The following is a 19,127-nucleotide window of genomic DNA, read 5'->3' as shown; positions in this document are numbered from 1 at the left end:
AGGCGCGCATTCTACAGCAGCCTCATTTGCTGTCAAGTGGTTATTTTCAGAAGTTTTCGAAGATTTCTTCAACAACTTCAACCACTTGCGCTTGCGATCTCTCGTAAGCGGGAGGCGAATTCTACAGCGTTACACGCTGCTGTCAACACCTCTTTTTCAACTTCCTTTTGGCTTCGATGAACTGAAGCAACTTGCTGTCGAGAACTGCGCAACTCATTGTTTACCAAGGAGTTTTCCGTTTCGACTGCGCCGGAAGTGGGGCGAATTATAGGCTTCCAGAATCTGCCGTCAACCTTCTTTTTCACATTTCTGTCATATAAGTCAAAAAAGCTCCAACAACGCAAAGGCCGGCCCCAAGGGGCCGGCCTTTTACCTACCGAGCCTTACAGGCTGGGAAAGGCGAATTGCGACGCTTCATGGCTGGCCCGTTGCGGCCAACGCTGGGTGATCGCCTTGCGACGAGTATAGAAACGCACCCCGTCCGGCCCATAGGCATGCAAGTCGCCAAACAGCGAACGCTTCCAGCCACCAAAGCTGTGATACGCAACCGGCACCGGCAGCGGCACGTTAACACCCACCATGCCGACTTCAATCTCATCACAGAACAGACGCGCCGCTTCACCATCACGGGTGAAGATACAAGTACCGTTGCCGTATTCATGATCGTTGATGAGTTGCATCGCCGCTTCCAGGCTATCCACCCGCACTACGCACAACACCGGGCCAAAGATCTCTTCTTTATAGATACGCATCTCAGGGGTGACGCGGTCAAACAAGCTGCCACCGAGGAAAAAACCTTGCTCATGCCCGGCAACACTCAAGCCACGGCCATCAACGACCAGCTCAGCCCCCGCCGACACACCGTCTTCTATATAGCCACTGACTTTATCTCGCGCCTGCCCCGTCACCAACGGGCCCATATCCAGCCCGCAAGAAGTGCCCGCACCAATCTTCAACGCCTTGACCTGTGGCACCAGCTTGGCAATCAATGCATCCGCCACCTGATCGCCCACGCACACAGCCACCGAGATCGCCATGCAACGCTCACCGCAGGAACCATACGCCGCGCCCATCAGGGCACTCACAGCGTTATCCAGGTCTGCATCCGGCATCAGCACCGCGTGGTTTTTCGCCCCGCCCAGCGCCTGCACACGCTTGCCACGTTTGGTCGCTTCGGAATAGATGTACTCGGCAATCGGCGTCGAGCCTACAAAGCTCAAGGCTTTGACTTCAGGCGCTTCGATCAATGCGTCCACCGCGCCCTTGTCGCCATGCACCACGCTGAGCACGCCTTTGGGCAGCCCGGCTTCCTGCAACAGCTGCGCGATCAACAGCGTCGAACTCGGGTCGCGCTCTGAAGGTTTAAGGATGAAACAGTTACCGCAGACAATCGCCAGCGGGTACATCCACAACGGCACCATCGCCGGGAAGTTGAACGGGGTAATACCCGCTACCACGCCCAATGGCTGGAAGTCCGACCACGCATCAATGTTCGGCCCTACGTTGCGGCTGTATTCACCCTTGAGAATCTCCGGCGCCGAGCACGCGTACTCCACGTTCTCGATCCCACGCTTGAGTTCACCCGCGGCGTCTTCCAGGGTTTTGCCATGTTCTTCGCTGATCAACTGCGAAATCCGTGCTTCGTTCTGCTCCAGCAGTTGCTTGAAACGGAACATCACCTGGGCACGCTTGGCCGGCGGCGTATTGCGCCAGGCCGGAAACGCCGCCTTGGCTGAGTCAATCGCCTGTTGAATGGTTTCACGGCTGGCCAACGGCACCTGGTGAATCACCTGGCCGGTAGACGGGTTATAGACGTCGGCACTACGACCGCTGTCGTTGACCAGCTCACCGTTGATCAAATGCTGGATAAGGCTCATGCAGGGCTCCTGAAAAATTGTTCTATATAGAAGGAGAAATCAGTCGATCTTGTTCAGCACTTCGCCGACCGCGTCAAACAGACGGTCCAGGTCCTGCGGCTTGCTGTTGAAGGTTGGCCCGAACTGCAGGGTGTCGCCGCCAAAACGCACATAGAAACCGGCCTTCCACAATGCCATGCCGGCCTCGAATGGACGCACGATGGAATCTCCATCACGCGGGGCAATCTGAATCGCACCGGCCAGGCCGTAGTTGCGAATGTCGATCACGTTCTTGCTGCCCTTCAAACCGTGCAGCGCATTCTCAAAGTGCGGTGCGACTTCGGCTACGCTCTGCACCAGGTTTTCTTTCTGCAACAGGTCCAATGCCGCCAAGCCCGCCGCGCAGGCCACCGGGTGCGCCGAGTAGGTGTAGCCGTGGGGGAATTCCACGGCGTATTCCGGCGTCGCCTGATTCATGAAGGTCTGGTAGATCTCGCTACTGGCAATCACCGCGCCCATCGGGATCGCGCCGTTGGTGACTTGCTTGGCGATGCACATCAGGTCCGGTGTCACGCCAAAGCTGTCGGCACCGAACATCGAGCCGGTGCGGCCAAAGCCTGTGATCACTTCGTCGAACACCAACAGGATATTGTGCTGGTCGCAAATTTCGCGCAGGCGCTTGAGATAACCCTGCGGTGGCACCAATACGCCAGCGGAACCGGCCATCGGCTCGACAAACACGGCTGCGATGTTCGACGCATCATGCAGCTCGATCAGCTTGAGCAACTCATCGGCCAAGGCAATACCACCCTGCTCCGGCATGCCCCGGGAGAAGGCGTTGCTGGCCAGCAAGGTGTGAGGCAGATGGTCGACGTCCATCATCGCCTGGCCAAACAGCTTACGGTTACCGTTCACACCGCCCAGGCTGGTACCAGCAATGTTCACACCGTGGTAACCACGGGCTCGACCAATCATCTTGGTCTTGGTGGCCTGACCTTTGAGGCGCCAGTAGGCCCGCACCATCTTCACTGCCGTATCGGCACATTCAGAGCCCGAATCGGTGAAGAACACATGATTCAGGTTGCCTGGGGTCAGGTCGGTGATCTTTTCCGCCAACTGGAAGGACAACGGATGACCGTATTGGAAGCCTGGGGAGTAGTCCAAGGTGCCCAATTGCTTGGCGACCGCTTCCTGGATTTCCTTGCGCGTATGCCCGGCGCCACAGGTCCACAGGCCCGACAACGAATCATAGACCTTGCGCCCCTTGTCATCGGTCAACCAGCTACCCTCGGCGGCCACGATCAGGCGTGGATCGCGCTGGAAGTTGCGGTTGGCGGTGTAAGGCATCCAGTGCGCATCCAGCTTCAATTGGCTGGCCAGTGACGATGGGGCGTTTTCGGGCATGTTCATCAGCAAAACCTCGCAGGGCAAAAGGCAGCGTCGGGATTGAAAAAGCGTTGTTGCAGCTAAATTGCCACGGGGATAAAGTCGGTGAAATCCAACTCTTCTAACCTTCAGTCAGGCCTTCACTAAACTATGAGCAGCCGTCGTCCCGACCCTTTGGCCCAAGTCAGTGACTTCGATATTCGCTTGCTGCGCATCTTTCGCAGCGTGGTGGAGTGCGGCGGCTTCTCGGCAGCGGAAACCGTCCTTGGCATCGGGCGCTCGGCCATCAGCCAGCAGATGAGCGACCTTGAACAACGGCTCGGGCTGAGGCTCTGCCAACGCGGCCGCGCCGGGTTCTCTCTGACAGAAGAAGGCCGCGAGGTCTATCAGTCTGCCCTGCAACTGCTGAGTGCCCTGGAAAGTTTTCGCACCGAGGTCAACGGCCTGCACCAACATTTGCGCGGAGAGTTGATCATTGGCCTCACCGACAATCTGGTGACCCTGCCCCATATGCGCATCACCCACGCATTGGCGCAGTTGAAGGAACGCGGCCCGGACGTGCAGATCCAGATTCGCATGATCGCCCCCAATGAAGTGGAGCAAGGCGTACTCGACGGTCGCCTGCACGTCGGTGTGGTGCCCCAGGCCAGCGCACTGTCGGGCCTGGAATACCAGCCGCTGTACAGCGAACGCTCCTTGCTCTATTGCGCGGTCGGCCACCCGCTGTTTTACGCCGACAACAAGCAACTCGACGACGAACGCATCGACAGCCAGGATGCCATCGCCCCCACCTTCCGCTTACCCGCGGAAATCCAGGCCCATTACCAGGCGCTCAACTGCACCGCCAGTGCGTCAGACCGTGAAGGCATGGCGTTCCTGATTCTCACCGGGCGTTATATCGGCTATTTGCCCGATCACTACGCCAGCCTATGGGTGCAACAAGGCCGACTGCGTGCGCTGAAACCGGCGACACGTTTTTACGATTTGAGCCTGGCATCGGTCACGCGCAAGGGCCGTCGCCCTCATTTGGTGCTGGAAAGCTTCCTCGAAAGCTTGGCCGCCACCCGCTAACTCGGGCCTTGCACAAAAAGCTGAGCACATGGACAGCTTTTTGCAAGAGCTCAAGGACCTTGAACCGTCCGCCTTGAGTTGACCCGCCATGCCCCCAGAATCCTCCAGCCCCAGCGACCTGATCTACGGCCTCAACGACCGGCCGAAACCACTGCCCGCTTTCCTCGCGGCCCTGCAACATGTATTGGCGGCGTTCGTCGGCATCATCACGCCGCCTCTGATTATTGGCTCCACCCTCGGCCTCACCGCCCACTTGCCCTACCTGATCAGCATGGCGTTGATGGTTTCCGGCGTAGGCACCTTCATCCAGGCACGCAGGCCGTTTGGTATCGGTGCCGGCATGATCTGCCTGCAAGGCACCAGCTTTGCGTTTCTCGGCGCGGTGTTGTCTGCAGGCTTTCTGGTGAAACAACGCGGCGGCAGCCCGGAAGACATTCTGGCGATGATTTTCGGCGTGTGCTTCTTTGGCGCGGCGGTACAGATTGTATTGAGCCGCTTTATCGGCCAGTTGCGCCGCGTGATCACACCGCTGGTGACCGGCATTGTAATTACGCTGATCGGCATCAGCCTGATCAAAGTGGGCATCACCGACCTCGGCGGTGGTTTCAATGCACCGGACTTCGGCGCTCCCGCCAACTTGGCGCTGGGCCTGTTCGTTGTATTGACGATCATCCTGCTCAACCGCTCGAACACGCCCTGGGTACGCTTGTCGGCCATCATCATCGGCCTGGCCCTGGGCAGCCTCGCGGCGTGGTTCAGCGGCAAACTGACTCCCCAGGCGTTGCCTGACCTGCCATTGGTCAGCCTGCCTACACCATTCCGCTTTGGTTTCAACTTCGACTGGAGCGCCTTCCTGCCGATTGCGCTGATTTATCTGATCAGCAGCATCGAAACCGTCGGCGATCTCACCGCCAATTGCATGATTGCCCGCCAGCCCATCAGCGGCCCTTCTTATATAAGCCGGCTCAAGGGCGGCGTGCTCGGCGATGGGGTGAGCTGCATGATCGCCGCCACCTTCAGCGCCTTCCCCAACACCACGTTTGCGCAGAACAATGGCGTGATCCAACTCACCGGCGTGGCCAGCCGTTACGTCGGTTTGTACATCGGCGTGTTGCTGTTCTGTCTGGGCCTGTTTCCATTGATCGGCGCCGTGCTGCAGCAAATCCCCAAGCCGGTGCTGGGCGGCGCCACCCTGGTGATGTTCGGCAGCGTGGCGGCGGCCGGCGTGCGCATCCTTGCCCAGGCACCGCTGGACCGACGCAGCATGCTGATCATCGCCACCTCATTCGGCGTTGGCCTGGGTATCGCCGCGCAACCTAACCTGCTGCACCTGATGCCGACACTGGTGCAGAACCTGTTCGACTCCGCCATCACCAGCGGCGGTATCACCGCCATCCTGCTGTGCCTGTTACTGCCGGAGGCCAAGGCAAGTACCACCGCCGCAAACCACAGCCCGGAACGCGACAGCCTGGAGCCGCTTTGACGGTTTTATTGCATCAGGACTTGTCTGAGGCTTGAGGGTGGGTTATCTGTGCACACGTCGTCTCTATCGATCAGCACGGAAACCTCCATGAGCCTCGAAGTTCCTGCCCACAGCAACCACGCCGGTAAACCCGCCAGCCGCATTCGGCAAAAGAACGAACAAGCGATTCTCCAGGCTGCTGAAGATGAATTCGCGCGTCATGGCTACAAAGGCACCAGCATGAACACCATCGCTGCCAGCGCCGGGCTGCCCAAGGCCAACTTGCATTACTACTTCACCAACAAGCTGGGCCTGTACATCGCAGTGCTGAGCAACATCCTCGAACTCTGGGACAGCACCTTCAACGCGCTGACCGCCGAGGATGACCCTGCCGTGGCGCTCGCTCGTTACATCCGCACCAAGATGGAATTCTCGCGCCGCCAACCCCAAGCCTCGCGGATCTTCGCCATGGAGATCATCAGCGGTGGCGAATGCCTCACTGAATATTTCGGCCAGGACTATCGGGCCTGGTTCAGTGGCCGTGCCGCAGTGTTCCAGGCGTGGATCGACGCCGGCAAAATGGACCCCGTCGACCCTGTGCACCTGATCTTCCTGCTGTGGGGCAGCACCCAGCACTACGCTGACTTCGCCACCCAGATCTGCCGTGTTACCGGTCGCACCAAGCTGACCAAGCAGGACATGGAAGATGCTGGCACCAACCTGATCCATATCATTCTCAAAGGCTGCGGCATCAAGCCAGCCCTATAAACGAAGCGATTTATGTCTTTTACGCTCACCGGCTTTTGCGAGTTTCGTGAAGAAATACGCAAAAGTCGCTTTATCACCTTGGCGGCGCCGATTACCAGCCCGCAGGACGCCCAGGCGTTTTTCGAGCAACACAGCGACCTCAACGCCACGCACAACTGCTGGGCATGGAAGCTGGGCGATCAATACCGCAGCAGCGATGACGGCGAACCCGGAGGCACCGCCGGGCGCCCGATTCTTGCAGCCATCGAGGCCCAGGGCTTTGATCAGGTGGCCGTCTTGGTGATCCGCTGGTACGGCGGCACTCAACTGGGCACGGGTGGATTGGCCCGCGCCTATGGCGGCGGGGCCAATAAATGCCTGCAAAATGCCGAGCGCATCGAGCTGATCAGCCGCGTCCCCCTGCGTTGCGCCTGTGGCTTCTCCGAACTGAACCTGGTGAAGCTGCGTGTCGCTGAACTCGGCGGGCTTGTGGTGGAAGAAACCTTTACCGCCAACGGCGTAGAACTGCAACTCGCCCTGGGGGAGGCGCACATCGACACCCTGCAAACCCAGCTCGCCGACCTGAGCCGTGGGCGCATCCTGCTCGAACGCTGAAACTGCTACTGTTATGCGCTGAACTCCCTGAACCGCGATTTCAAAGGAAGCCTTTCATGTCTACGCCAAAAACCGCACTGATCATCGGCGCCTCGCGCGGGCTGGGCCTTGGCCTGGTCAAGCAACTGCTCCAGGACGGCTGGGACGTGACCGCCACCGTGCGCGATCCGAACAAGGCCGATGCGTTGAAAGCCGTGGGGCCGGTGCAGATCGAGAAGTTGGACATGGACGATCAGCAAGCCGTGATCGCCCTGGCCCAACGCCTGAAAGATCGCACCTTTGACCTGCTGTTCGTCAACGCCGGCGTCAAAGGCCCGGCCAATCAGGAGCCCGGCCACGCGACCCTGGCGGAAGTCGGCCAGTTGTTCTTTACCAACGCCGTGGCGCCGATCAACCTGGCCCAGCGTTTTGTCGGGCAGATCCGCAAAGACACCGGCGTGCTGGCCTTCATGAGTTCAGTACTGGGCAGCGTGACCATTCCCGACGGCTCGGACCTGGCGCTGTACAAAGCCAGCAAGGCCGCCCTCAATTCGATGACCAACAGCTTTATCACGCAACTGGGCGAGCCCAAACCGACGGTGCTGTCGCTGCATCCAGGCTGGGTGAAGACCGACATGGGCGGCGAAAACGCCCACATCGACGTCGAGACCAGCGTGCGCGGCCTGGTGGACCAGGTAAATGCCTACACCGGCAAAGGCGGCCATCACTTCGTCGACTACAAAGGCGACACCATCGCCTGGTAAGTGGCAAAGGGTCGTTATCGACCAATTGCCGTCGATAACGATCCACGCGTAAACTGCCCTCCTCGCCCTCCCCGGCGACCCTGGATCAGCAGACAGGGCAACACTGAGCTGGCAAACCTGAACCCATCATTCAGAGGAGCCGGCCAATGCCTGCGACCCGTATCTGGTTAAAAAACCCCCTCGCGATTTTCACCGCCAATGGCCTCGATGCCCGTGGCGGCCTGGTGCTGCAAGACGGTGTCATCACCGAAGTGCTGGCCCAAGGGCAAGCGCCTGCGCAGCCTTGCGCGCAGGTGTTCGATGCCCGCGAGCATGTGGTGCTGCCTGGGCTGATCAACACCCACCACCACTTCTATCAAACCCTGACCCGTGCCTGGGGCCCGGTGGTCAACCAGCCGCTGTTTCCCTGGCTGAAAACCCTGTACCCGGTATGGGCGCGACTCACCCCGGAAAAACTCGCCCTGGCCAGCAAAGTCGCCCTGGCCGAATTGCTGCTCTCGGGCTGCACCACGGCGGCCGACCACCACTACCTGTTCCCCGATGGTTTGGAAAACGCCATTGATGTGCAGGTAGACAGCGTGCGTGAACTGGGGATGCGCGCCATGCTCACCCGCGGTTCCATGAGCCTGGGCGAAGCCGATGGCGGCCTGCCGCCGCAGCAAACGGTGCAGCAAGGCCAAGTGATTCTCGAAGACAGCCAGCGCCTGATCCGCGAATATCACCAGCGCGGTGACGGTGCGCAGATCCAGATCGCCCTGGCGCCGTGCTCGCCGTTTTCCGTCACCCCCGAAATCATGCAAGCCAGCGCCGAGCTGGCCAACCAGTTGGACGTGCGCCTGCACACCCATTTGGCGGAAACCCTTGATGAGGAAGATTTCTGCCTGCAACGCTTCGGGCTGCGTACCGTGGATTACCTCGACAGCGTCGGCTGGCTTGGCCCGCGCACCTGGCTGGCCCACGGCATTCACTTCAACCCGGACGAAATCGAGCGCCTGGGCGCAGCCGGCACCGGCATCTGCCATTGCCCAAGCTCGAATATGCGCCTGGCCTCCGGCATTTGCCCGACCCTGGACCTGCTCGCCGCCGGCGCCCCCATCGGCCTGGGCGTGGACGGCTCCGCCTCCAACGACGCCTCGAACATGATCCTTGAAGCACGCCAGGCCCTGTACATCCAGCGCCTGCGCTACGGCGCGGAAAAGATCACCCCCGAAGGTGTATTGGGCTGGGCCACCAAGGGCTCGGCGCAGTTGCTGGGGCGCACGGATATTGGCGAGTTGGCAGTAGGCAAACAGGCGGACCTGGCACTGTTCAAGCTTGATGAGCTGCGCTTCTCCGGCAGCCATGACCCCATTTCCGCGCTGCTGTTGTGCGGTGCGGACCGGGCAGACCGGGTGATGATCGCAGGTCAATGGCGGGTGATCGACGGCCAAGTCGAAGGGCTGGATCTGAAAGGCTTGATCGCGGATCACAGCCAGGCAGCGCGCCAGTTGATCGCAGGCACCTAAGCCAGGCACCAATCAAAATGTGGGAGCGGGCTTGCTCGCGAATGCGCTGTGTCAGTCAGTACATCTGTGACTGAACCACCGCATTCGCGAGCAAGCCCGCTCCCACATTGGGTCTGCGGCGCCGTTCAAATCGGGTTATAGCCCCAACAGCGACAGCATGATAAAGGTCGCAAACAACACAAAATGCGTCATCCCTTCTATCGCATTGGTTTCCCCGTCGTTGAGGTTGATCGCGCTGACGATCAGGGTGATAAACACCATCACCGTTTGCACCGGCGTCATCGCCATCTGGAACGGCTGCCCGGTGTAGAGCGCCATGGCTTCCATCACCGGCACCGTCAGGATCACCGTAGACAACGAAGCCCCCAGCGCGATGTTGACCACCGATTGCATGCGGTTGGCCAACGCGGCGCGCAGTGCCGTGAGGATCTCCGGCGCGGCCGAGATAGCCGCCACCACAATCGCGGTAATCACCGGCGGTGCGCCGGTCCCTTCCAGGCCCAGGTCGAGGGTCTTTGACATCACCTCGGCCAGCGCGCCAATCACGATCACCCCAAACACCAGGGTCGCAATGGAAAACGTCAGGCTGACAGACGGCGCGTGCTCGTCTTCCGGCTGTTTCTTACGGCGTTTTTCCGGATAGCTGTAGCTGAAGAAATAACTGTGCGGCCCCACCTGCATGCGCAGGAACAAGGTGTAAAGCACCACCATCGCGCCAATGGTGAAGGCCGAGTAAATTTTCCAGTCCGCTTCGGGGATAAATTCCGGCACCACCATCGACACACCCATGGCAGTAAGAATCATCACACTGTAGGTGCGCGCCGAGTCATCGTTGTAGGACTGTTCGCCATGCTTGATGCCGCCCATCAGCGCGGCCAGGCCGAGGATGCCGTTGATATCGAGCATCACCGCTGAGTAAATGGTATCGCGCACCAGCGTCGGCGATGGCTCGTTGCTCATCATGATCGCCAGGATCACCACCTCCACCAATACCGCGGCGAGGGTCAGGATCATGGTGCCGTAGGGGTCACCGACTTTTTCCGCCAACTGCTCGGCGTGATGAGCCACGCGCATCGATGCCATCACGATAAACGCGATCAGCGCGAAGCCGGCCAGCAGCGCGACCAGTTGGCCGCTGTGGAGCATCCAGTGTTCCAGCGGGTAGGCGGCGATGGCGGCAATCAGCGCCAGCAGCATGAATTTTTCTTGCTTGAGGGATGTGAGCATTCCGGGCCTTTTCATACAGCGAATCAGTCATTGATGGGGTACAGACTGCGCCGAGCCACTAACGTTTCGTTACACCTTAGTTCAGGCCGCCCTTGCGTGAGTGACAGAAATACTCTCCTGCTGGTCAGGTTTTGCCGATTATTTCAGCCATGGCCTGTAGAATGCCGCCATTGCACCTGATGAGAATTTAAAAATGTACGATTGGCTCAACGCCCTGCCCAAGGCTGAATTGCACCTGCACCTGGAAGGCTCGCTGGAGCCTGAGCTGCTGTTCGCCCTGGCCGAGCGCAACAAGATTGCGCTGCCATGGAACGACGTCGAAACCCTGCGCAAGGCCTACGCCTTCAACAACCTGCAAGAGTTTCTCGACCTGTATTACAAGGGCGCCGATGTGCTGCGCACGTCCCAGGATTTCTACGACCTGACCTGGGCCTACCTGCTGCGCTGCAAGGCCCAGAACGTGATTCACACTGAACCGTTCTTCGACCCGCAAACCCACACCGACCGTGGCGTGCCGTTCGAAGTGGTGCTCAACGGCATCGCCGCCGCACTCAAAGACGGCGAGCAGCAACTGGGCATCACCAGCGGTTTGATCCTCAGCTTCCTGCGCCACCTGAGCGAAGACGAAGCGCAGAAAACCCTCGACCAGGCGCTGCCATTCCGTGACGCGTTCGTGGCCGTGGGCCTGGACAGCTCGGAAATGGGCCACCCACCGAGCAAGTTCCAGCGCGTGTTCGACCGTGCCCGTCACGAAGGCTTCCTGACCGTGGCCCACGCCGGTGAAGAAGGCCCGCCCGAGTACATCTGGGAAGCCCTCGACCTGTTGAAAATCCAACGCATCGACCACGGCGTGCGAGCCATTGAAGATGAACGCCTGATGCAGCGCATCATCGACGAGCAGATCCCGTTGACCGTGTGCCCGCTGTCCAACACCAAGCTCTGCGTGTTCGACGACATGGCCCAGCACAACATCCTCGACATGCTCGAACGTGGCGTAAAGGTCACCGTGAACTCGGATGACCCGGCGTACTTCGGCGGTTACGTCACTGAGAACTTCCATGCGCTGCACACCAGCCTGGGCATGACTCAGGACCAGGCCAAACGCCTGGCGCAGAACAGCCTGGATGCGCGGCTCGTGAAGCCATAACTGAATAGACCTGGACTCAACCTGTGGGAGCTGGCTTGCCTGCGATAGCGGTGTATCAGCCAGCCTCTTATTGCCTGACCTAACGCTATCGCGGGCAAGCCCGGCTCCCACATGGCCCCATCAGCTTTAAGCCTGGGTGAGCTCTTCCAGGGTCTTGCCCTTGGTCTCCATCCCAAACAACCACACCACCAGCGCCGCCACCGCAAAGCACAGCGCACCCAAGGCAAATACCCCGCCCTGCCCGGTTATCGGGAATACCAGTCCGGTTACCAACGGCCCCAGCAACGAGCCCACGCGCCCAACCGCCGACGCAAACCCCGAGCCGGTCGCACGTGCCGAGGTGGGATACAACTCCGGCGTGTAGGTGTACAGCACCGCCCACATGCCAAACAGGAAGAACTGCATCAACAACCCCGAGGTGATCAGCAGGCTTACGTTGCCGCCAAACACTGCGCTCTGCCCATACACAAACGCCATCACCCCGCCGCCCAGCAAGGTCACCACGCACACGGGCTTGCGCCCCCAGCGCTCGACCAACCACGCGGCCATCAAAAAGCCTGGGATTCCGCCCAGCGAAATGATCACCGTGTAATACACCGACTGAGTCACAGCAAAACCCGATTGCTGTAACAACGCACTCAACCACGACGTCAGCCCGTAGAACCCAAGCAGGGCGAAGAACCACACACTCCAGATCATCATCGTGCGTTGGCGGTACTGCGCCGACCACAGCTGCTGGAACGCGGAGAAAAACGTCCCCGGCGCACTCTCGATCCGTGGCAGGGCAATCGGCTCCGGCAAGTCGGCGCGGCCCAGGGAATCGCGCACCTTCTGCTCGATGCCAAGCAAGACCTTGTCCGCCGCCTCATGGCGCCCAGCCTGTTCCAGCCAACGCGGCGACTCCGGAATAAAGAAACGGATGGCCAGCACAAACACCGCCGGTATCGCCAACACCAGAAAGATGTCGCGCCAGCCAATCACCGGCAACAAGAAGTAAGACAACACGCCCGCGGCCACAAAACCCAACGGCCAGAAGCCATCCATCAAGGCGATGTAACGGCCGCGTCGCTTGGCGGGGATCAGCTCCGACAGCATCGACTGGGCAATGGGAAACTCCATGCCCATGCCAATGCCCAGCAGGATCCGGAACAACGTCAGCGTCTCCACCGTCTGCGCCATGGAACACAGGTAGCTCGCCAGGCCCCAGAGTACGATGCTCCACTGGAACACCGGCTTGCGCCCGAAGCGATCAGCAAGCATCCCGGACAGCGAAGCGCCCACCACCATGCCGAAAAAACTCGAACTGGCCAGCAACCCGGCCTGGGCCGTGCTCAGGCCAAACTCGGCTTTGATCGAGCCCAGCAGGAAGGTCATCATCGCCAGGTCCATGGAGTCGAAGAAAAACGCCAGGGCGATGATGATGAAAATGACTCGGTGGTAACCGCTGATGGGCAACCGTTCCAGGCGTTCCGCCGCGCTATAACCCTGCCTACCCATGCCGCACCCCTCGTATGAAAAAATCCCCTTGGCGAGTGTGCGGCATCGTTTACGCCGGCTATTGCTGAATGCGACCTGACGACAGCTGAGAGCGACGCCAGCACCTGTAGGAGCGAGCTTGCTCGCGAAGAACGTTAACGATAACGCGGGGCATCTGGATAAAACGCGGCGCCCTCAAGTTTTTCACGAGCACGCTCGCTCCTACAGCTTGGCAACGCGACCTATGTGCTCAAGCCCCCCGTCATTGACCGACAGGGCCCGTGACTCGTTGATCACGCTGATCCAGTTCGCCTGCAAAAACAGCTGCATCAAGCCCGCCCCCAACGCACCGCCCAGATGGGGTTGTTGCTGGCTCCAGTCGAAACAGTCGCAGGCCAGCGGCGATGCCAATGCCTGGGTAAAAATGCCCAGTTCCGCCAACGCTTGCACGCCCTTGGGCGTCACCTCGGTACGCTGCTCATGGCGCTCGATCCATCCGGCCTCAAGCATCCGTTGATACAGCTGCGCCGCCAGTTCACCGCCGAGGTGGCCGTGGCACCAGCGGGCGCGGCGCAGCAACGGCGGCGCTCGCAGCGCCGGTGGCAAAACATCCGGGGTGCTGCGGGCCGCGCTGGCCATGGTGGTGCTGGCCAATGCATCAATGGCGGTGCTGACATCAGCGGCCGCTAGCCTAAACAGGCGCTGGCCTCGCCGTGCCTCGATCCGCAACAGGCCGCTGCCGGTCAGCCGCGTCAAGTGTGCATTGGCTGACGCCGGCGACAAACCGGCCAGCGCTGCCAGCTCGTCTGAAGATTTCGCCGAACCGTCCATCAAGGCCCAGAGCATGGCCGTGCGTTTAGGCTCGGCGAGCAAGCTGGCGATCTGGCTGATGCAAGGTGCTGCTCCCATGTATTCACTCCCTGTTAAACCATTTTTTCTGCTGCGGTTGACGCCCAAGTATAGGTGCGCGGGCAGTAGGTTCCGCGGCGTCTGACAGTGCAGATCAGGACAGGATACGAGTGAAACTTCCGAGCGTGGCGCAGGCTATTGACGGGAAACCATGCGTCCCGGTCGCTGCGCCGTCAATGTCGCACAGCGGGACACGAGCATGTCCCGCAGCAGATTGATGGGTTTACTCAATTGCGCACGGTGGGCGCACAGCAGGTTGAGCGGGGTGCGCTCGCCCTGCAGTTCCGGCAGGATCAAACGCAAGCGCCCTGCCAGCACATCGGTGCTCACATCCAGCCAAGACTTGTAGGCGATGCCCATGCCCGCCACCGCCCAGCGGCGCACCACATCAGCGTCATCGCTGAAGCGATCGCCGCTGACTGTCAGGCTTACGTGGCGCTTGCCATCGTAAAAACCCCAGTGGTCGTGGACGCGGCTGCCGAGCATGTACAGCAGGCAATTGTGCTGGGCCAATTGTTCCAGATGCCGCGGCTCGCCATGCCGGGCGAGGTAACTGGGGGCGGCGCAGAGTACGCGAATATTGTCCGGAGCAATGGGCAGCGCAATCAGGCTGGAGTCTTCGGGTTCGCCGTAACGCAGGGCAATGTCCACGGGCTGACGGAACAAGTCAGCAATGCGATCACCGAGCAACAGGCGCACGTTCAGTTGCGGATGCTCCTGCTGGAACGCATCCAGCCACGGCAACAGTTGGTTGCGGCCAAAATCCGAGGGTGCCGACAATTGCAGCACACCACTGACGTGATCCTGGCCACTGGCCAATAGGCGCCGCCCTTCATCCAGCGCACTCAGTGACGCCCGTGCGTACTCCAGAAAGCCCTCACCTTCGGCCGTCAGCCGAAGGCTGCGGGTAGAGCGCGCCAGCAAGCGCGTGCCCAGCTGCTGTTCGATACGCTTGAGCGCAGCACTGGCCACCGCCGGTGACAGGTCCATGACCCGCGCTGCGGCCGACAGGCTGCCCAAGTCCGCTGCCCGCACAAACAACTGCAAATCATCAAAACGCAGCATGCATTCCCGCTCATTATCAATATTTGGTTGAAACAGCCTGCTGTTTTAGCCGCTTTTATCGGCGTGGGAAATAGCCAATCATCTGCCCATCCCGTTAGCCCGTGCCAGGAGTCGACTATGTCCACCGCTTTTAATGTCATCGCCACGCTGATCGCCAAACCCGGCCAGCACGCCACCCTGGAAACCCTGCTGCGCGGCCTGCTGGAACCGACCCGCCTGGAAGCCGGTTGCGAGCAGTACGACCTGCACCAGGACCTGCAACACCCCGAGACCTTCTACATGCTCGAGCGCTGGAGCGACGACGCTGCGCTGGCCGACCACGACCAGAGCGCGCATATCCAGAGCTTTCGCGCCAAGGCCGCCGATGTGATCGAACACTTCGAACTCAAGCGCCTGAAATTTCTCGCCTGATCCCGCCTTTTTTTAGGAGCGAGCTTGTTCGCGAAAACCCCAAGGACGGCGCGCGAAACCAGAAACACCGCGTCATCGTTAACGATCTTCGCGAGCAAGCTCGCTCCTACCTTGACCGTATTCACTTGGAGTCATCATGAAAGCCATTGCCTACTACGCCTCGCTGCCGATCAACGATCCAGAATCCCTGCAAGACATCGAATTACCAGCCCCCGTTGCCGGCCCCCGTGACCTGTTGGTGGAAGTCAAAGCCATCTCGGTCAACCCGGTGGACACCAAGGTGCGCCAGAACGTCGCCCCGGAAAATGGCGCCGCCAAGGTGCTGGGTTGGGACGTGGCGGGTGTGGTCAAGGCGGTCGGCAGTGACGTGACGTTATTCAAAGTCGGCGACAAGGTGTACTACGCCGGTTCCCTGGTACGCCCAGGCGGCAACAGCGAACTGCACACCGTGGATGAACGCATCGTCGGCCATATGCCCCTAAGCCTGGGGTTTGCCGAAGCGGCCGCATTGCCGCTGACCGCTATCACTGCGTGGGAGCTGTTGTTCGAACGCTTGCAGGTCGCTGAAGGCAAAGACGATCAAGGCCAGAGCCTGCTGATCGTCGGCGCTGCCGGTGGCGTGGGGTCGATCCTGACTCAACTGGCCAACCAGCTCACGGCGCTGAAGGTCATCGGCACTGCCTCTCGCCCCGAAACCCAGGCATGGGCCAAGGCTCTTGGAGCGCACATGGTGATCGACCACAGCCAGCCGCTGAGCGAAGTGTTGAAACAGGCCGGGCACGGGCAAGTCACCCACGTTGCCAGCCTGACCCAGACCGAGCATCACTTGGACCAACTGGTCGAAGCGCTGCAACCCCAAGGCAAGCTGGCGTTGATCGACGATCCCAAGGCCCTGGATGTGAGCAAGCTCAAGCGCAAGAGCCTGTCGCTGCACTGGGAGTTCATGTACACCCGTTCGATGTTCGAGACGCCAGACATGATCGAGCAGCACAACCTGCTCAACCGCGTGGCCGAACTGATCGACGCCGGCACCCTGAAAACCACGGTGGGCGAGCACTTCGGCGTGATCAATGCGGCGAACCTGCGCCGCGCCCACGCCCTGCTGGAAAGCGGCAAGGCCAAGGGCAAGATCGTGCTGGAGGGGTTCTGAAAAAACGGCTGTCAGTGTCGTCCGTTATCCACGTAGGTAATGGACGACACCATTAGTCCGAGAGTTGATCCTTGTCATATTCATGAGCCCGTTCAGGTTTATATTGGCCGCCTTTGCCACGATTCTTTTACGTGAGGAAGTCAGCAATGAAAATCCTGATAAAAGCGTTAGCAAAATCCCCCGGCAGCCAATGGCAAGTTCGTCTCGACGGCGAGGCCATCACCTTTCGCAGTGAAGCCGAGGCCCGCGCCTTCGCCGACACGCTGCAGGCCCGGATCCAGGCTCCCCACCGCTTCCCCCTCAACCAGCAACGTTCCGCTGGCTGAACCGAACGTCAGACCTGCGCCTGTACGGCCCTTGCCCGTTGCAGGCGCTGGGTCGCCATGGCAATGGTCACCGCCAGCACCCCGCAGAGGCAGATGACCATGGCCATCGGCATCGCCGTGCCGTCGTGCAACACACCGACCAACGACGCCGCGCCTGCCGCCACACCAAACTGAATGCAACCGAGCAACGCCGACGCGCTGCCGGCCCGAGTCCCCTGCCCGCTCATGGCACAGGCCGAGGTATTCGGCAAAATGCAGCCCAGGCTGGCGATGCAGATAAACAGCGGCACCAGCAACGGCCATAGCGCCTCGGTGCGCAACGCGGCAATTCCCAACAGCGTCAACGCCGCCGCCACGTACACCCACACGGTGCGCGACAGCAAAAACGCGGGGCCGCGCTTGGCGAGCAATCTTGCGTTCAGTTGCGCCACCAGGATAAAGCCCGCGGCGTTGGAGCCGAACAACCAGCCGTAATGCTCGGCCGGCACGCCATAGAGCTTGATAAATACGAAGGGGGAGCCGGCGATGTAGGCAAACATCCCGGCAATCGAGATGCCGCCGGTCAAGGCATAGCCCAGGTACACCCGGTCTGACAGTAGCGAGCCGTAGCGGCGCAACGAGCCCGACAACGGCTGGCGCGGCTGATCGGCCGGGAAGGTTTCCGGCAACCCGACCGCCACGGCGATGGCCGCCATCACGCTGAATAACGACAACGCCAGGAAAATCGACTGCCAGCCCCACACGCCGACCATCAGGCCACCGGCCAATGGCGCCAGGATCGGGGCCAGGCCGGTCACCAGCATCAGTTGCGAATACACCTTGGCCGAGCCCACGGCATCGCATTTGTCACTGACCACCGCCCGGGAAATCACCATGCCCGCACACCCGCCAAGGGCCTGCACGAAGCGTGCACCAATCAACCATTCCAGGGACGGCGCATACGCACAGGCGAAGGACGCGAGGGTAAACAGGGTGACGCCGCTGAGCAGCGGCACACGCCGGCCAAAGCGGTCGGCCAGCGGCCCGTAGATCAATTGGCCAATAGCCAGGCCCGCGAAATACACCGCCAGGGTCAGCTGGATATGTTTTTCATCAGTGGCGAAGGCCGTGGCCATTGCCGGAAAGCCCGGCAGGTAAAAGTCGATCGCCAACGGCGCGAAGGCGCTCAAGGCGCCCAAAATCAGGATTATGCGAAGGTTCATCAGACACCCAAGTGAGTCGGCAGCTCAACAGTCTAGCCGCGCTTGGGTGCCATGAACATTACGTTAGGTGGCTAACGATCAGAAAAATCACGCCAGCTTGGCGCTGTAGCCTTCTTCGGTTATCAGGCCGATCACGTCATCTGCAGATAAGCGGCTTTCCACACCCACTTCTTTCGCTGCCAAATCCACCTTTACACTCGCCGCCGGATCCTTGCTCTGTACCGCCTGGGTCACCGCTTTAACGCAGTGGCCGCAGGTCATTCCTTCAACGCTGAATATTTGCATGACATGACTCCTTTGATGAGGTTGAGCCCAGTGTCGAGCTTGCCATGATGGCAAGGTCAAGTTCTCAGTATTTCTGCCGGGCTGGTATTCGGCGGCGACGTCGGCCAAGCTTCAACCTTCCTAGCTGTGAACCACGGAGCATTCGCCATGCGCTGGTTGTTTTTTGCCCTTGCCGGCCTGATGAGCTTGCCTGCCGCTGCGCCCCAGGCCCTCGCTGCTGAAGATTATGCGGTGCTGATTATTTCCCGCGAACGCCTGGAAGTGCCGACCCACTGCGAGATCGGCCTGTATATCCAGGACCAACTGGCCGGGCGTCTGTTCCAGGAACAGGCCACCGCCTTCAACCTTCCCCCTGGCGATGTGTCGTTGCGCCTGAAAGTGTTGCCGAGCCAGGCCCCCGGCTGTCTGCCAGGCATGCTCGCGCCACCCGCGCAGAACATCACCTTGAAAGCCGGTGAAGTACGCAAATTACGCATTGCCCAGGGCCCGGACGGCATGTACCTCAAAGCCGCGGCATTGGAATACTGAAGGGGCTTGACCTTCC

General features: G+C 60.4%; 20 protein-coding genes. 12 read left to right on the top strand and 8 right to left on the bottom strand.

Annotated features, from left to right (window positions below; all coding sequences use genetic code 11):
- On the top strand, positions 1-271 hold a 271-nt coding region (locus JMV15_RS28375), incomplete at its 5' end, for a hypothetical protein (protein WP_235991951.1).
- Positions 272-383: 112 nt separating this feature from the next.
- Here JMV15_RS28375 and JMV15_RS14175 read toward each other — a convergent pair.
- Entirely contained in the window at positions 384-1,877 is a 1,494-nt protein-coding gene (locus JMV15_RS14175; RefSeq protein WP_014716778.1) for a CoA-acylating methylmalonate-semialdehyde dehydrogenase, read from the bottom strand.
- 39 nt (positions 1,878-1,916) lie between these two features.
- The gene (locus JMV15_RS14170; RefSeq protein ID WP_201491640.1) at positions 1,917-3,266 is read right to left on the bottom strand and encodes an aspartate aminotransferase family protein; all 1,350 of its coding nucleotides are present in this window, start codon (positions 3,264-3,266) and stop codon (positions 1,917-1,919) included.
- A gap of 126 nt (positions 3,267-3,392) precedes the next feature.
- Here JMV15_RS14170 and JMV15_RS14165 point away from each other — a divergent pair, with 126 nt between their 5' ends.
- The 6 genes from JMV15_RS14165 to JMV15_RS14140 all read left to right on the top strand — a co-directional run bounded on the left by JMV15_RS14165 (position 3,393) and on the right by JMV15_RS14140 (position 9,385).
- Positions 3,393-4,313 (top strand): LysR family transcriptional regulator, encoded by a 921-nt coding sequence (locus JMV15_RS14165; RefSeq protein WP_003188270.1) that lies wholly within the window; start codon positions 3,393-3,395, stop codon positions 4,311-4,313.
- A gap of 88 nt (positions 4,314-4,401) precedes the next feature.
- A complete protein-coding gene (locus JMV15_RS14160; protein WP_038448754.1) occupies positions 4,402-5,796 on the top strand; it encodes a uracil-xanthine permease family protein in 1,395 nt (464 codons plus the stop codon).
- A gap of 87 nt (positions 5,797-5,883) precedes the next feature.
- A complete protein-coding gene (locus tag JMV15_RS14155) occupies positions 5,884-6,543 on the top strand; it encodes a TetR/AcrR family transcriptional regulator (RefSeq protein ID WP_005784489.1) in 660 nt (219 codons plus the stop codon).
- A gap of 12 nt (positions 6,544-6,555) precedes the next feature.
- Entirely contained in the window at positions 6,556-7,137 is a 582-nt protein-coding gene (locus JMV15_RS14150; protein ID WP_020301939.1) for an IMPACT family protein, read from the top strand.
- Between the two features lie 56 nt (positions 7,138-7,193).
- Positions 7,194-7,880 carry an SDR family oxidoreductase gene (locus JMV15_RS14145; protein WP_003188266.1) on the top strand — a complete coding sequence of 229 codons (687 nt, stop codon included), beginning with the start codon at positions 7,194-7,196 and terminating at the stop codon, positions 7,878-7,880.
- A 146-nt stretch (positions 7,881-8,026) separates the two neighbouring features.
- Positions 8,027-9,385, top strand: a complete 1,359-nt coding sequence (locus tag JMV15_RS14140) for an 8-oxoguanine deaminase (RefSeq protein ID WP_020301940.1) — start codon at positions 8,027-8,029, stop codon at positions 9,383-9,385.
- A gap of 135 nt (positions 9,386-9,520) precedes the next feature.
- On the opposite strand, the gene JMV15_RS14135 is transcribed toward JMV15_RS14140, so the two are convergent.
- Positions 9,521-10,612 (bottom strand): calcium:proton antiporter, encoded by a 1,092-nt coding sequence (locus tag JMV15_RS14135; protein WP_003188263.1) that lies wholly within the window; start codon positions 10,610-10,612, stop codon positions 9,521-9,523.
- Positions 10,613-10,805: 193 nt separating this feature from the next.
- Here JMV15_RS14135 and JMV15_RS14130 point away from each other — a divergent pair, with 193 nt between their 5' ends.
- Complete coding sequence (locus tag JMV15_RS14130; RefSeq protein WP_038448751.1) at positions 10,806-11,759, top strand: adenosine deaminase; 954 nt, start codon at positions 10,806-10,808, stop codon at positions 11,757-11,759.
- A gap of 126 nt (positions 11,760-11,885) precedes the next feature.
- Here JMV15_RS14130 and JMV15_RS14125 read toward each other — a convergent pair whose 3' ends face one another.
- From JMV15_RS14125 to JMV15_RS14115, 3 genes are all read right to left on the bottom strand, one after another.
- The gene (locus JMV15_RS14125) at positions 11,886-13,256 is read right to left on the bottom strand and encodes an MFS transporter (protein WP_038448748.1); all 1,371 of its coding nucleotides are present in this window, start codon (positions 13,254-13,256) and stop codon (positions 11,886-11,888) included.
- Between the two features lie 201 nt (positions 13,257-13,457).
- Entirely contained in the window at positions 13,458-14,144 is a 687-nt protein-coding gene (locus JMV15_RS14120) for an ArsR/SmtB family transcription factor (RefSeq protein ID WP_038448745.1), read from the bottom strand.
- A gap of 135 nt (positions 14,145-14,279) precedes the next feature.
- A complete protein-coding gene (locus JMV15_RS14115) occupies positions 14,280-15,209 on the bottom strand; it encodes a LysR family transcriptional regulator (protein WP_038448742.1) in 930 nt (309 codons plus the stop codon).
- Between the two features lie 117 nt (positions 15,210-15,326).
- Here JMV15_RS14115 and JMV15_RS14110 point away from each other — a divergent pair, with 117 nt between their 5' ends.
- The 3 genes from JMV15_RS14110 to JMV15_RS14100 all read left to right on the top strand — a co-directional run bounded on the left by JMV15_RS14110 (position 15,327) and on the right by JMV15_RS14100 (position 17,096).
- Positions 15,327-15,620 (top strand): putative quinol monooxygenase, encoded by a 294-nt coding sequence (locus JMV15_RS14110; protein WP_003188253.1) that lies wholly within the window; start codon positions 15,327-15,329, stop codon positions 15,618-15,620.
- Between the two features lie 136 nt (positions 15,621-15,756).
- Positions 15,757-16,770, top strand: coding sequence for a zinc-binding alcohol dehydrogenase family protein (locus tag JMV15_RS14105; RefSeq protein WP_201491638.1), 1,014 nt, complete (start codon positions 15,757-15,759; stop codon positions 16,768-16,770).
- Between the two features lie 146 nt (positions 16,771-16,916).
- On the top strand, positions 16,917-17,096 hold the full coding sequence (locus JMV15_RS14100) for a hypothetical protein (protein WP_014716767.1): 180 nt from the start codon (positions 16,917-16,919) through the stop codon (positions 17,094-17,096).
- Between the two features lie 8 nt (positions 17,097-17,104).
- On the opposite strand, the gene JMV15_RS14095 is transcribed toward JMV15_RS14100, so the two are convergent.
- Positions 17,105-18,298 (bottom strand): multidrug effflux MFS transporter, encoded by a 1,194-nt coding sequence (locus JMV15_RS14095; protein ID WP_019817879.1) that lies wholly within the window; start codon positions 18,296-18,298, stop codon positions 17,105-17,107.
- An 87-nt stretch (positions 18,299-18,385) separates the two neighbouring features.
- Positions 18,386-18,583, bottom strand: a complete 198-nt coding sequence (locus tag JMV15_RS14090; RefSeq protein ID WP_014716765.1) for a heavy-metal-associated domain-containing protein — start codon at positions 18,581-18,583, stop codon at positions 18,386-18,388.
- A 147-nt stretch (positions 18,584-18,730) separates the two neighbouring features.
- On the opposite strand from JMV15_RS14090, the gene JMV15_RS14085 reads away from it, so the two are divergent.
- Positions 18,731-19,111: a hypothetical protein gene (locus JMV15_RS14085; RefSeq protein ID WP_201491630.1), complete on the top strand. Its 381-nt coding sequence runs from the start codon at positions 18,731-18,733 to the stop codon at positions 19,109-19,111.
- The last annotated feature ends 16 nt before the right edge of the window (positions 19,112-19,127 follow it).

It is taken from the genome of Pseudomonas paracarnis, assembly GCF_904063055.1.
GTDB lineage: Bacteria > Pseudomonadota > Gammaproteobacteria > Pseudomonadales > Pseudomonadaceae > Aquipseudomonas > Aquipseudomonas paracarnis.
Note: the sequence above shows the minus strand (reverse complement) of the source record. Positions and strands in the feature narration are given on the sequence as shown.